15 protein-coding genes are annotated in these 14,305 nt (G+C 39.0%); 4 read left to right on the top strand and 11 right to left on the bottom strand.

Translation table 11 applies throughout. From position 1 onward, the window contains the following. Positions 1–48: 48 nt before the first annotated feature. The 11 genes from argH to G521_RS0103290 all read right to left on the bottom strand — a co-directional run bounded on the left by argH (position 49) and on the right by G521_RS0103290 (position 11,393). The gene (argH, locus tag G521_RS0103240) at positions 49–1,389 is read right to left on the bottom strand and encodes an argininosuccinate lyase (protein ID WP_026897238.1); all 1,341 of its coding nucleotides are present in this window, start codon (positions 1,387–1,389) and stop codon (positions 49–51) included. Next, entirely contained in the window at positions 1,390–2,457 is a 1,068-nt protein-coding gene (locus tag G521_RS0103245) for a M20 family metallo-hydrolase (RefSeq protein ID WP_026897239.1), read from the bottom strand. It abuts the gene before it with no gap. A 5-nt stretch (positions 2,458–2,462) separates the two neighbouring features. After that, positions 2,463–3,281 (bottom strand): pyrroline-5-carboxylate reductase, encoded by an 819-nt coding sequence (gene proC / locus G521_RS0103250; protein WP_026897240.1) that lies wholly within the window; start codon positions 3,279–3,281, stop codon positions 2,463–2,465. Between the two features lie 4 nt (positions 3,282–3,285). Further along, a complete protein-coding gene (gene argB / locus G521_RS0103255; RefSeq protein WP_026897241.1) occupies positions 3,286–4,077 on the bottom strand; it encodes an acetylglutamate kinase in 792 nt (263 codons plus the stop codon). Positions 4,078–4,131: 54 nt separating this feature from the next. Continuing rightward, the gene (locus tag G521_RS0103260; protein WP_026897242.1) at positions 4,132–5,091 is read right to left on the bottom strand and encodes a Rossmann-fold NAD(P)-binding domain-containing protein; all 960 of its coding nucleotides are present in this window, start codon (positions 5,089–5,091) and stop codon (positions 4,132–4,134) included. A 27-nt stretch (positions 5,092–5,118) separates the two neighbouring features. Beyond that, entirely contained in the window at positions 5,119–6,252 is a 1,134-nt protein-coding gene (locus G521_RS0103265; protein WP_026897243.1) for an aspartate aminotransferase family protein, read from the bottom strand. 114 nt (positions 6,253–6,366) lie between these two features. Continuing rightward, positions 6,367–7,437, bottom strand: coding sequence for an N-acetyl-gamma-glutamyl-phosphate reductase (gene argC, locus G521_RS0103270; RefSeq protein ID WP_026897244.1), 1,071 nt, complete (start codon positions 7,435–7,437; stop codon positions 6,367–6,369). Continuing rightward, complete coding sequence (locus tag G521_RS16400; RefSeq protein WP_051189421.1) at positions 7,430–8,656, bottom strand: argininosuccinate synthase; 1,227 nt, start codon at positions 8,654–8,656, stop codon at positions 7,430–7,432. The genes argC and G521_RS16400 overlap by 8 nt, the downstream gene beginning before the upstream one ends. Positions 8,657–8,732: 76 nt before the next feature. Next, complete coding sequence (locus G521_RS0103280) at positions 8,733–9,407, bottom strand: N-acetyltransferase (protein WP_026897245.1); 675 nt, start codon at positions 9,405–9,407, stop codon at positions 8,733–8,735. A 363-nt stretch (positions 9,408–9,770) separates the two neighbouring features. Next, positions 9,771–10,505 (bottom strand): acyl-CoA desaturase, encoded by a 735-nt coding sequence (locus G521_RS0103285; RefSeq protein WP_026897246.1) that lies wholly within the window; start codon positions 10,503–10,505, stop codon positions 9,771–9,773. A 264-nt stretch (positions 10,506–10,769) separates the two neighbouring features. Continuing rightward, the gene (locus G521_RS0103290) at positions 10,770–11,393 is read right to left on the bottom strand and encodes a hypothetical protein (protein ID WP_026897247.1); all 624 of its coding nucleotides are present in this window, start codon (positions 11,391–11,393) and stop codon (positions 10,770–10,772) included. Between the two features lie 221 nt (positions 11,394–11,614). On the opposite strand from G521_RS0103290, the gene rplM reads away from it, so the two are divergent. From rplM to tsf, 4 genes are all read left to right on the top strand, one after another. Next, on the top strand, positions 11,615–12,058 hold the full coding sequence (rplM, locus tag G521_RS0103295; RefSeq protein WP_026897248.1) for a 50S ribosomal protein L13: 444 nt from the start codon (positions 11,615–11,617) through the stop codon (positions 12,056–12,058). A 16-nt stretch (positions 12,059–12,074) separates the two neighbouring features. Next, positions 12,075–12,461: a 30S ribosomal protein S9 gene (gene rpsI, locus G521_RS0103300; protein WP_026897249.1), complete on the top strand. Its 387-nt coding sequence runs from the start codon at positions 12,075–12,077 to the stop codon at positions 12,459–12,461. Positions 12,462–12,479: 18 nt separating this feature from the next. Then, a complete protein-coding gene (rpsB, locus tag G521_RS0103305; protein WP_026897250.1) occupies positions 12,480–13,316 on the top strand; it encodes a 30S ribosomal protein S2 in 837 nt (278 codons plus the stop codon). A 98-nt stretch (positions 13,317–13,414) separates the two neighbouring features. Then, complete coding sequence (gene tsf, locus G521_RS0103310) at positions 13,415–14,254, top strand: translation elongation factor Ts (protein WP_026897251.1); 840 nt, start codon at positions 13,415–13,417, stop codon at positions 14,252–14,254. Positions 14,255–14,305 lie beyond the last annotated feature (51 nt).

Here is a 14,305-nt window from a genome sequence, read left to right on the forward strand (position 1 = left end):
AAATTTAAATATGTAAAAACCACCTTGGCGGCTTTCAAGGTACTAATATTATGCCTGTTTTGCAAGCAATGCTTCCAGGGCCCGGTTAACTTTTTCGAAGTTGAACTCTCGAATTGTTGCAGCAAAAATATGGCTTATCTCCTCATTGCACAAATTACCTATACTTCCCTCATGCGTATGCTCCAGTTTTGCAGGTGCCTTAAATTCTCCTGCCTGTATCAATGAGCCTATTTTTTGATACGCTTCACGGAAGGGAACACCTTTTAGAACTTCGGCATTTACAGCTTCTACACTAAATAAATAAGCGTATTTCTCGTCATTTAAGAGGTTATCGCTTACGCAGATATTCTGAAGCATAAACGCGGTCATCTCCAGGCATTCGTTTAAGGATTGAAAAGCAGGAAACAGATTTTCTTTTAGAAGTTGAAGATCTCGGTGATAACCCGATGGAAGGTTTGTGGTCATCATAGCAATTTCATTGGGCAGGGCCTGAATCTTATTGCATCTCGATCGAATCAGTTCAAAAACATCCGGGTTTTTTTTATGAGGCATAATGCTCGAACCCGTGGTCAGTTCATCAGGAAAACTGATAAAAGCAAAATTCTGATTGATAAACAGGCAAACATCCATAGCCAGTTTTGCCAGCGTGGCCGCCACAGAAGACATAGCCTGAGCCAGAATCCGCTCCGTTTTTCCCCGACCCATCTGGGCATACACAACATTGTAATTCAGCGTTTCAAAGCCGAGCAATTCGGTGGTCATGGTTCTGTTCAAGGGAAAAGACGAACCGTAACCTGCGGCAGAACCCAGCGGATTTTTGTTTACAATCTTCCAGGCTGCACGCATTAATTCCATATCATCTGCCAGGCTTTCGGCGTAGGCGCCAAACCACAGCCCAAATGAAGAAGGCATTGCAATTTGTAAATGAGTGTATCCCGGAAGGAGTTTATCTTTATTTTCTTCGCTTTGGCGGATTAACTGCCGGAAAAGCAAGTCTGAATTATGAACCATCTGTTCTATCCGGCTCCTGAAAAATAATTTCAGATCAACCAGCACCTGATCATTACGAGAGCGGCCGCTATGAATCTTTTTACCAGCTTCTCCAATACGTTGGGTCAGCAAAAACTCTACCTGAGAATGTACATCCTCCACGTTATCATCAATGGAAAATTGACCATCCGCTATTTCACGGTAAATATTTTTAAGCTCCTGCTGAATAAGTTTTAAATCATCTGAACTTAGCAGTCCGATGCTTTCAAGCATTTGAGTATGAGCCAATGAACCCAGCACATCAAATGCAGCCATTTGCAGATCAAGCTCACGGTCTTTGCCAACGGTGAATTTGTCTACTGATTTTTCTATTTCTTTATTTTTTTGCCACATTCTGATTTAGGTTTTTAAAATAATCTGATCAATCATTTTCACATATATCCCAATTCCTTCAGTTATCTCATTGATAAAAATATATTCATCAGCCATATGCGATCGGGCTGAATCGCCGGGGCCCATTTTCAGGGATGGAATATCCAGTAATGCCTGATCACTGGTAGTTGGAGAGCCATAGGTTTTTCGTCCCAAAGAAATTCCGGCCTGTACAATGGGATGTCCGGTATCAATAAAAGATGGCTTTAAGCGCAATGATCTCGGTATTACCTCGCAGGATACATGTGTACGAATAATCTTAAGAATTTCTTCGTTTCGATAGGCATCCGTAACGCGTATGTCGACCGTAAATTTACAAAGTGCAGGTACCACATTATGCTGTGAGCCAGCTTCAATAATGGTGACACACATTTTTACAGGTCCGAATAATTTAGATTCTTTTGAAAAGCGGTAGCTGCGAAACCATTCTATATCCATTAAGGCTTTATAAATTGCATTCTCACCTTCTTCGCGTGCTGCGTGTCCCGCTTTGCCTTTTGCCACACAGTCTAAAACCATTAATCCGCGTTCGGCTATTGCTAAATGCATTTCGGTAGGTTCGCCAACAATGGCAAAATCCAGTTCACCCAAATCCGGAATAATAAGTTCAAGGCCATTTCTGCCTGAAATTTCCTCTTCTGCGGTAGCAGCAATACATAAATTATATTTTAAATCTTCCCTGCTGTAATAATAAATGAAGGTAGCGATAAGGGAAACCAAACATCCTCCTGCATCGTTACTGCCAAGTCCATATAACTTACCATCTTCAATTTTTGCTTCGAACGGATCACAAGAATATCCGGAATTTGGTTTAACCGTATCGTGATGTGAGTTTAATAAAATGGTAGGCTTTTTATCATCGAAATACTGGTTAAACGCCCAGATATTATTCAGTTTTCGCTGCGTTTTTATTCCATGCTTCTGCAAAAAAGACTCAATAATTAAAGCAGTTTCATCCTCTTCCTTACTAAAGGATGGAGTAGAAATTAGATTTTTAAGTAATTCAATACTTTCTGCAGCTAATATTTCAATCATCGCTCTTACTCCTTAATATATAATCCGCCGGCCTTAAGTGCAGAAAGCTTAATACCCTTTATCAGTGATGAACTAAAGCCCTGATGCTCCATTTCATTGAGACCGGCAATGGTACAGCCTTTCGGGGAGGTAACTTTATCTATTTCCTGCTCCGGATGACTGTTATGCTGCAGCAAAAGATCAGCGGCTCCTTTAGCAGTTTGAGCAGCCATCTTAAGGGCCTCATCTGCATGAAAGCCAATTTCAACCCCTCCCTGCGAGGCAGCCCTTATCGCCCTCAGAAAAAATGCTATTCCGCAGGCACACAATGCAGTTGCAGCAGTCATCAACTCCTCGTTAATCTGAATTATAGCTCCAACAGTTTCAAACATAGCCTTTACTTCTTCAAGATTTTCGGCCTCTGAATTATCAGATGCAATGCAAGTCATTGACTGGCGGATGGCGATAGCGGTGTTGGGCATTGCTCTTACCACCTGCACTTTATCTCCCAGCTTTGACCGGATATTTTCGCAGGTAACACCCGAAACCACAGAAATAATTAAATGCCTGAGAGGATCAATAGCCAAAGCAATTTCATCCAGCAAACCATTTAATTGCTGAGGTAACACCGCAATAATTATTACAGAGGATTCTTTAACAGCTTCAAAATTTTGATCTGTTACTTTAAAACCCTGCTCTGCCTGGGCAGAAACTTTTTGAAGATTGCGGCGGGTGAGCGTAATGTGATCAGCGGGACAATAGCCTGATGCGATTAATCCTTTTGCAAGTGAGGTGCCTATATTCCCACTACCTAAAATTGCTATTTTATTCGAGCTCTTATCCATAGCCTTATTGAATTAATCTAGTTCCAAAAGAGAGATTTTTGTTTAAAAAAGAGAGTTCAGCGGCTTTGCCGATATATACTTCCCTGACTCCGTTATTTATAGATTGAAATGCATTGTGCAGCTTGGGAATCATGCCGTCAGCAATTATTTTCTTTTCTTTTAATGATTCAAAATCTGATGACCTGATTTCTCTGATAACAGAATCTTCATTCTCTATATTCTCTAAAACTCCCTTTTTATCAAAACAATATACTAAACTGGTTCCATAGTATGGGGATAATGCTACCGCGATGGCAGAAGCAATGGTATCGGCATTGGTATTAAGTAATTGTCCGTTCCCGTCATGGGTGATAGCGGAGAAAACCGGAATAAAACCAGTTTCCAATAACTTTTTAAGGGAGCCTGCCGCGATGGAGTTATTATCCAGGTCGCCTGCAAAACCATAATCAATAGCTTTTACAGGGCGCTTGCTGGCTTTAATCAGATTACCGTCGGCACCGCAAAGTCCAATTGCATTACAATCTTTTGCCTGAAGCTGAGCCACAATTGATTTATTGACCAAACCGGCATAAACCATTGTCACAACTTTTAAGCTTTCAGCATCAGTAATTCTGCGGCCTTCAACCAGTTTTGCTTCGATACCCAGATCGAGGGAAATTCTGCTTGCAATTTTACCGCCTCCGTGGATCAATATTTTATATCCTTCAATAGCGGCAAAATCCTGTAAGAATTGTTCCATATTTCGGGGATCGTCTATTACATTTCCACCAATTTTCAGGACATTTAGTTTTTCCATTTTCTATCTTGTCATTTTGAACGAGAGTAAAAATCATCCCACAGCGTGCAATTGTTAAAGCTTTTCGAGCATTTTTTTCAAGACTACCTGAGCAGCCCACACCCGGTTTCCGGCCTCTTTTATAACCAGTGAATTTGGTCCGTCGAGTATTTCTGAAGAAAGTTCAAGGTCTCGCCGAACAGGCAAACAATGCATTATTTGTGCGTTATTACTGCTTTCTAATTTTTTGTTATCAATCATCCAGCCTTCACCTTCTGACAATATTTTTCCATATTCCCGGTAGGAAGACCAATTCTTTACATAAATAAAATCAGCATTTTCCAAGGCCTCTTCTTGGTTATAGGTTATTGATGCGCCCGCGGTAAACTCTTCAGCTAGTTCATATCCTTCCGGGTGAGTAATTACAAAATCGACCAAGCCTTCCTGCTGCGCCCGGCACATCCATTCTGAAAAAGAATTGGGAACCGCCTGCGGCAAAGACTTTACATGGGGAGCCCATGATAAGACCACTTTGGGTTTCACTGTTTGCTTCTGCTCTTGAATTGTTATCAAATCTGCCAGGCTTTGCAAAGGGTGAAGGGTTGCACTTTCAAGACTTACTACCGGAACGCCGCAAAATTTAACGAATTTACGGAACAGATTTTCGCTGTAATCTTCTGTTCTATCCTCAAGTTTAGGAAAAGATCGCAGCCCCAAAATATCACAATACTCGCCCATTACGGCTGCAGCTTCGCGAATATGTTCTACTGTTGTACCGTTCATAACCACCCCATCGCGGGTTTCTAATGCCCAGCCATCTTTATCCATGTTCATCACCATTACATTCATGCCCAGATTCAGGGCAGCTTTCTGTGTGCTTAGACGTGTACGAAGACTCGGATTTAAAAAAACCAAACCCAAAGTTTTGTTTTTGCCCAGGTTTTGAAAGCCGTACGGATCTTTTTTTAATTCAAGAGCCTCATTTACTAGTTGCTTTAAATCGTTTATATCTTTTACCGAGGAAAATAATTTCATAATTGTGATTAGTGCGATCCTCTAAATTCAGGATGACAATGTTGAATTAAAAGCCTCCAAAAACTGTTCGGCTTGAGATTTAGATAAATTTAATGCCGGGAGCAATCGAATTACGTTTGGTTTAGCTTCGCCGGTAAAAATATGTTGCTTAAACAGCAGATCTTTTTTTACATGAGAAAGTTCTTCCGGTAGATCAATTCCAATCATTAGTCCGCAACCTCTAACTTCCCGAATCTGAGAAAACTTTTTTAGTTCTTCAATCAGATAGGTACCAATACCGGAAGCATTCTCCATCAGATTATCCTCCTTAATTACCTCCAAAACCGCAAGAGCAGCTGCGCATGCCAAGTGATTACCGCCAAAAGTTGTTCCAAGCATACCATGCCAGGGTTCAAATTGCGGGGCGATAGAAATGGCGCCTATCGGGAATCCATTGCCCATCCCTTTTGCCATACTGTATATATCGGCATTCACTCCGGAGAAGTCATGAGAATAAAATTTGCCGCTTCTTCCGTAGCCGCATTGAACGCTGTCTGCTATAAAAACAGAGTTATACTCCGTACAGAGCAATCGGATTTTTCTAAGAAAGATATCAGAAGCAACCCGGATACCGCCTACACCCTGAATTCCCTCAACAATTACTGAAGATATTTCATTGCCAAATTTTGCAAAAGCATTTTCCAAAGCCTCTACATCATTAAAAGGCAGAAAAGTTACATGATCGGTTTCATTAACCGGAGCAACAATTTTAGGATTATCAGTTGCTGCAACCGCCAGAGATGTTCGTCCATGAAAAGCTCCTTTGAAAGCAATAATCTTTTTACGCTTGTTGTAAAAAGAGGCCAGCTTAAAGGCATTTTCATTTGCTTCTGCACCCGAATTACACAGAAATAACCTGTAATCTTCTTTTCCTGAAATCTTCCCCAGCTTTTCGGCCAGTTGCTGTTGTATTGGAATTTGAATAGAATTTGAATAAAACCCAACCTTACTTAACTGGTCAGTTATTCGTTTCAAATAATGCGGATGAGTATGACCAATTGAAATAACAGCATGGCCGCCATACAGATCCAGATATTCTGTTCCCGCTGCATCCCAAACATTGCTGCCGTACGCTTTAACAATATTTATATCGTTGATCGGATATACGTCGAAGAGTTTCACTTTGTAAGTTTTAAATAGTAAGTTTTAAGTGAGAGGTTTTTACGTTTTTTGATTCCTAACCTTATTTATTAAGGATATAAGCATTGCTTTAACTTCATTAATATTTTTATTAAACTAAAACCCTGTTGCTTTCAGTCTCAAACCTGTTGTTTCTTCTATCCCAAACATCAGATTCATGTTCTGAAGAGCTTGACCGCTTGCACCTTTTAATAAATTATCTATAATGGAAATAATAAAAAGCTTGTTTCCATGCTTTTCAAGATAGATAAAGCATTTGTTGGTATTAACCACCTGCTTTAAATCGATATTATTTTTGCTGATATGTGTGAATGGCTGTTCGGAATAAAAATTTTCAAATAATATATAGGCTTCATCTAAACTCAAATCGCATTCAAGATAAATTGAAGCTAAAATCCCTCTGGGAAAATCTCCGCGTTGCGGGATAAAATTTAAAATACCCTGACCGCCCAACTGTGGAATGAAATCGGCTTGTAATTGATTCAAGCTCTGGCTTATTTCATATAAATGCTGATGTTCAAAAGCCTTGTAAACTGATAAGTTATTATTCCTCCAGCTAAAATGCGATGTTGCCGATAAACTTTGTCCGGCGCCTGTTGAACCTGTGGTTGCATTCACATGCACCTCGCGTTTCAATAAGCCCTTGGAGGCAAGAGGCAATAATCCTAATTGTATACATGTGGCAAAACAACCGGGATTTGCAATATTCTTTGCTGATTTTATGGATTCGCGGTTTAGTTCCGGCAATCCGTAAAAAAACTGACGGGTTAGAGGTTTAGGATTCAAATCTGCTTCAGGATTTTGAATAACAAAATCGGAATTGTGATTTAATCTGAAATCCTGACTCAAATCAATAATCTTAATTTCGGAGTCAATCTCATTCGTCTCCAGAAATTTTTTCGAATCGTTATGACCAACACATAAAAATAAAACATCCACATACGTCAAATCTTCGGCAGATCCGAGAGATTTCAAAACTTCATGTCCCGAAAATTTTAAATCTGTATCACCTAATAGATCTTTATGAACCTCAAATACATCATTTCCAGCATTACTGTTACTATGAATAAAGACGATGTCAACCTGCGGATGATTGATAAGCAGGCGAATAAGCTCTCCGCCGGTGTAACCTGCACCGCCAATAATTCCAGCTTTTATCTTATTCATTATTTACCTCCTGTTCTCCTTGCCGGAGCGCTGCGGAGGCATTTACCTTATGCCAGATCATTACCTGGTTGCCAAATATTTTCGAAAAGCCTTTCACATCTTCACCACTCCATGTATTATTCATTTCTCCGTAGCTGCCAAATTTATTCGACATCAGATCATGTTCAGACTCAATTCCAAGGATCTGGAAACGGTACGGATGCAACTCCAAAAAAACTTTACCCGATACTGTTTTCTGAGTATCGGCCAGAAATGCTTCTATATTTCTCATCACAGGATCGTGAAACTGACCTTCATGAAGCCAGTTGCCATAAAAAGAGGCCAGCGATTCTTTCCAGCTTAACTGCCATTTAGTAAGGGTATGCTTTTCTAAGGTATGGTGTGCTTTAATAATAATTACAGGAGCGGCGGCTTCAAAACCAACACGTCCTTTAATTCCGATTATGGTATCTCCAATATGTATATCACGACCAATTCCATAAGGCTGAGCCATGTTTTGCAATTTCTGAATGGCCTGTACCGGAGACATTTTCATCCCATCAATGCCACACAATTCTCCTTCTTCAAATAGCAATTCTACTTTAATAGAATTGGACTCACTTACCTGAGTTGGCCAGGCTTCTTCCGGAAGGTATTCATTAGAAGTAAGTGTTTCCTTTCCCCCAACAGATGTTCCCCACAGACCTTTATTAATGGAGTATTTTGCTTTTTCTGCACTGTATTCAACACCATGATTTTTCAAATACTCAATTTCCGCTTCGCGGCTTAATTTGAGATCACGTATAGGAGTTATAATTTCTACCTCAGGAATCAGGATATTGAAAATCATATCAAAGCGTACCTGATCATTACCGGCACCGGTACTTCCATGCGCCACATAGCCTGCACCGATTTTCTTTACGTAATGAGCAATAGCTGTTGCCTGACTAACACGTTCGGCACTTACAGAAAGCGGGTAGGACGCGTTTTTCAACACATTCCCAAACACCAGATATTTAATACAGTTTTTGTAATAACTCTCCGTTTCATCAACCACTGCGTGGGATGTTACTCCCAAAGCATATGCCCTTTTTTCAATTTCTTTAAGCTCATCTTCAGAAAATCCACCCGTATTTACAATAACAGAATGAACTTCTAATCCCCGGTCCTGAGATAAATATATAGAACAAAAAGAGGTATCCAGGCCGCCACTAAATGCTAAAACTACTTTTTTCTTCATTGGATAATAATTGAGATTATGCGAGGAAATTTGAGGTCCCGAATAATATTAATTTTTTACAGTTGCAGATTTGAAATTAAATCTGCCTTGAACTCATAAACAAAACAGGGAGCAATAATTTAGCCGATTTCTTAACGCTTGCCTCTATACGTTCTAAAAGCGATGCCTTGTGCGAAAGCTTTTTCATCTTCTCTTCAATCTCTTTAGCCTTTTCTACCGGATCCCACAGCATAGCTGTACACATGCAGTTTTTGCGATCCTTGCTTTTAAGAATATCATAGTTAACGCAGCTTTGACAACCTTTCCAAAATTCTTCGTCCTGCGATAATTCAGAATAGGTTACAGGTTCATATCCCAGTTCAGAATTAATTTTCATAACGGCCAAACCGGTAGTTAATCCAAATATTTTAGAATCCGGATATTTCTGACGTGACAGTTCGAAAACTTTGTATTTTATCGCTTTTGCCAATCCACAATTTCTAAACTGAGGGCTTACAATTAAACCGGAATTGGCCACAAATTTACCATGACTCCAGGTTTCTATATAACAAAAGCCGGCCCATGTTCCATCTGTATGCAAGGCGATAACCGCTTTGCCTTCTATCATTTTAAGCATGACGTATTCCGGAGTACGGCGGGCGATACCTGTGCCACGGGCTTTAGCCGATTCGGCCATTTCATCACATATCTGAGATGCGTATTTGGTATGTTCTTCTGTTGCTGGTATAACAACAAACTCGTTTTCTTTCATGTTTTTTGAAGAAAAAATCCGTTTTTGAAGCGGAAAAAAGACTACGTTTTTAGTCTTTACTTGGGTGAAAAAATATTTTAATTGAATTTAAAACCGGGAGATAAGCGGTTTTTTAAGATTTGCCAGAGCTCAAGCCCTTGGCGTAAATCGTCGTCGGAGTGTAAGAAACACGGTTCCGGGGAAAGGACAATTTCCTGATCTATGATCTACCCTGGCCGTTTTAGCGACAGGTGTAGATGAAAGATATGTAAAGGAAATGTTCATTGTTAACAGATGGATTTATTTTTTTTTGCAAAGTATCAAATAAAAATCGAGCTAAACAACACAGAAATCTAATAAAATTGAATTTCTACATTGACGGTATTAACCTGCTATTTTGCGCAGTTTAATAATCCGAAGCATGTGCAATAATCGCATAAATGGATAAACTGGGTCGAATTCAAACCATCTTTTTGCAAAATTCGGACTGTTTGGAAATTTGTGGTGGTTATTCTGGAATAATTCGCCCAGCATCAAAAAATCAAATGGAGTGGTATTTTTTGATTTGTCTTTATTATCAAAATTAGAATATCCGTATTTGTGTCCGCACCAGTTAACAATAGCGCCATGGATTGGCCCCATTAAAAAATGGATCGGCAAAAGTAAAAACATCCACCATTGTGTAGCAAAAAATACGTAAAACAAGGTGTATAAAACGCCAAATCCAATTCTGGAAAATGCGGTGTTGCCTAAAAAATCCATGAATTTCCATTCCGGGTAATTGCCTGTAAAACGCTTCTCAGGAAGATGTTTATACTTCAAAACATTCTGAAAAATATTTTTGGTATGAAAAGTCATTCTAAAAATATCCTTAAAGAAATGAGGTGAATGCGGATCCTGCTCCGTATCGCTATAAGCATGATGCATGCGGTGTAAAATGGCATAGGCCCTGGGATTAAGAAAGGAGGATCCCTGGAAAATATAAGTCATTATATAAAATACCTTCTCCCAACCTTTACTAAAAGTAAACATCTTATGTGAAGCATACCGATGAAGAAAAAAGGTTTGAAAAAATAGAGAGAGAAACCAATGAGCAAAGAAGAAAATTAATATAATCACAATTAAAATTTAATGAGGGGCTAAATTATTAATAAAGTACTGAATTATATAAGATCATTTTCCTGGCCCGTAAAAAATAATTGTGCGTTATAAATCCAATAAATACATATACGAAATATTTACGCATCCGTATTTAAAATTTCGTAAAGTTATGTGTTAATTCACCAATAGCTGTATAAATACGCATAATTATTTCGGGTAAGGGATTTAATCAGAGGATTTTACAGGGAATAATGAAGTTACAGATATGTATTAATTTTTAATTCAGGGTTTACCATCCCTGAAAAGAATGGCCTTACGGAGTTTAATAGGTTTCTGAATATCTATCTGATGTTTCTCTTTACTGATAGAAATTCCCAGTAGTTCAAAATCTTTAGAGGTTTTCTGATTCAGGTTTATAACCTTATAACCATCCTGAGAATTAAAAAAACAAAGGGCAGTTGGAATTACCTCTGTACCTTTCTCTTTTTTAAGATACAAACTGCTTGTAAAATCGCCGGTAGAAGCTATATGCGTATTTTTTGCATCAACAAACAATTTGGTTTGTTCCGGTAGATCAGCTGCAATCTGACCTTGAATTGTCCAGTGTTCGTACAATGAGGATAAATCAGAATTCTGTTTTTTCAGGTTTTCATTTTCTGCAATTACCTTTTCAAGCTGCTTTGAAGTAGAATCATTCATGTATTTTAGGGTAAAAGCGAATGCAATCAGAACCAGGAGAAAATATCCTGCAAAGGCTCCCGACAAATTAATGGTTAATCCTTTAAACGGACCGCTCACGCTGGTTTGCGCCGGCAATGTTTTGTACAATATATAGGCGGGAATTAAAGGAATGAGGAAGCCTGCTAAAAGGTAGAGAATACTTAAGTTCATAACCTTAATTTTCATTAAGTTATGATGATTTAGGGGGAAATACAAATTAAGGAAGGAAGATAGCTAATCCGGAGATTTAAAACACCCACCTTAGATTTGATCCTGGAATACCCCGGTAAAAAAACCTCTGGAACAATTCTCTACCAACCGCTTGACTATTAAAGTAATTAATCTATCTTTGCAGTCCCTAATAAATAGGGGTAATAGAAATTGTTAAATAATTTAAATTCAAGCAAGTGAATACGTTAAGTTACAAAACTGTCTCTGCCAACAAAACGACCGTTAACAAAGAATGGGTAGTTGTTGACGCTCAAGGCGAGATTTTGGGGCGCTTGTCTTCTAAGATCGCAATGATGATCAGAGGAAAACACAAGCCATCGTTCACCCCACACGTAGACTGCGGAGACAATGTGATTGTCATCAATGCAGACAAAATTAAACTGACCGGAAACAAATTCGAAGAAAAAGAATACGTTTCCTATACCGGCTATCCAGGCGGTCAGAAATTCATTTCTCCAAAAGAGTTAATGGCGAAACATCCAACACGTGTAGTTGAAAAAGCTGTTCGTGGTATGTTACCAAAAAATCGTTTGGGCAAAGCTTTGTACAAAAACCTGTTTGTTTATGCAGGTTCAGAACATCCGCATGCTGCGCAAACACCAAAAACCATTAAACCGTAATTAAAGGAGAAAAGAAATGTCAACTACAAACACTTCAGGAAGAAGAAAAACCGCAGTTGCCCGCATTTATTTAACTGAGGGAAGCGGCGTGATTACCGTAAATGGTAAAGATTACAAAGAGTATTTTCCAACATTGCCATTGCAATACGTGGTTACACAATCATTAGAAGTATCTGGTTCAACCGGTAAATTTGATGTAATCGTAAACGTTGCAGGTGGTGGAGTAAACGGACAAGCAGGTGCTGTACGTTTAGCTATTGCCAAAGCAATAGTAGAACTGGATCCGGAGACGAAATCTTCTTTGAGCGCTAAAGGACTGATGACACGTGATAACCGTATGGTTGAGCGTAAGAAACCAGGTCGTAAGAAAGCCCGTAAGAAATTTCAATTCAGTAAACGTTAATCTCAGGAGGATCAGACAATGGCAAGAACAACATATCAGGATTTATTGGATGCAGGTGTACATTTTGGTCACCTTACCCGCAAATGGGATCCGAAAATGGCTCCGTACATTTTCATGGAACGCAATGGCATCCACATTATAGATTTAAATAAAACATTAACAAAGTTAGAAGAAGCTGCTGCTGCGATCAAACAGATCGTAAAATCAGGCCGTAAAGTTTTATTTGTTTCTACCAAGAAACAAGCGAAAGACATTGTAGCTGAGCAGGCACGTTCTGTAAACATGCCTTACGTAACCGAACGTTGGTTAGGTGGTATGTTAACAAACTTCCAAACTGTTCGTAAGTCAATCAAAAAGATGTCTAACATCGATAAGATGACTAAAGACGGAACGTATGATGTTTTATCGAAAAAAGAAAAATTAATGATACAGCGTGAGCGTATTAAGTTAGAGTCTCTTTTAGGAGGTATTGCCGACTTAAACCGTTTACCTGCTGCATTATTTATTATTGATGTTAAGAAAGAGCACATCTCTGTTGCTGAGTCGATGAAATTAAACATCCCGACTTTTGCAATGGTTGATACAAACTCTGACCCTTCTAACATCGATTTCCCGATTCCGGCAAATGATGATGCAACCAAATCAATTACCTTGATTATGGATGTAATTATGAAAGCTATCAACGAAGGCTTAGACGAGCGTAAAGTTGAAAAAGATCAGGAAGCTGATAAAGAAGCTGCAGCTGCAAAAGCTAAAATTGATACCGAAAGTAAGGATGAAGAAGCTCCTGCAAAACGTACCCGCAAGGTTACTGCAGAATCTAATGCGCCTGAAACTGGTAAATCAGAAGAATAAATTTTTTATTGTGGGTTGCAGGTTATGTGTTGAAGTTTACTTCAGCAAATTACTTTCAACCCATAATTTTTACAGATCAAATTAAAAAAAGAAAAATCATGTCTACAGTACAAATTACTGCCGCAGATGTAAATAAATTACGCCAGCAAACCGGAGCCGGTATGATGGATTGCAAAAAAGCATTAACCGAAGCTAACGGAGATTTTGAAGCCGCTATTGATAACCTTCGTAAAAAAGGTGCTAAAGTTGCTGCAAGTCGTTCTGACCGCGATTCTAACGAAGGTGTGGTTATTGCAAAAACTACTGCTGATGGAAAAAGAGGAATCATCGTAGAAGTAAATTGCGAAACTGATTTCGTAGCCAAAAATGCTGATTTTTTAGCATTTGCAAACAGCATTGCTGATCTGGCTATTCAAAACAACCCAGCTTCAGTTGAGGAATTAACAGGTTATGAGCTGAACGGAACAAAAGTTTCTGATCAGATCTTAGATCAAACCGGAAAAATCGGTGAAAAAATCGGCGTTTCTAAATTTGAGAACATTACCGGTGAAAAAGTGATTGCTTACATTCACGGAAACTACCGTTTAGGTGTTTTGGTTGCATTAAGTGCTGATTCAGCAGGAGCTGACGAAGCAGGAAGAGATGTAGCGATGCAAATTGCTGCAATGAACCCGGTTGCAATTGATAAAGATGGTGTGGATGCTAAAACGATTGAGCGTGAGCTTGAAATCGCGAAAGACGTAATTCGTGCCGAAGGAAAACCGGAAGAAATGGTTGAAAAAATCGCTGCCGGTAAATTGAATAAATTCTACAAAGATTCTACTTTATTAAATCAGGAGTTTGTTAAGGATTCGTCTAAAACAATTTCTCAATTTTTAAACGAAGTGGATAAGGGATTAACTGTTACCGCCTTTAAACGGGTTCAGTTAGGAGCATAATTTAATCCCCGCCTTAAAGGCGGGGATTTTTTTTGTCTTCTTTTTAATGAA

Origin of the sequence: Daejeonella oryzae DSM 19973 (assembly GCF_000422945.1) — a bacterium.
GTDB lineage: Bacteria > Bacteroidota > Bacteroidia > Sphingobacteriales > Sphingobacteriaceae > Daejeonella > Daejeonella oryzae.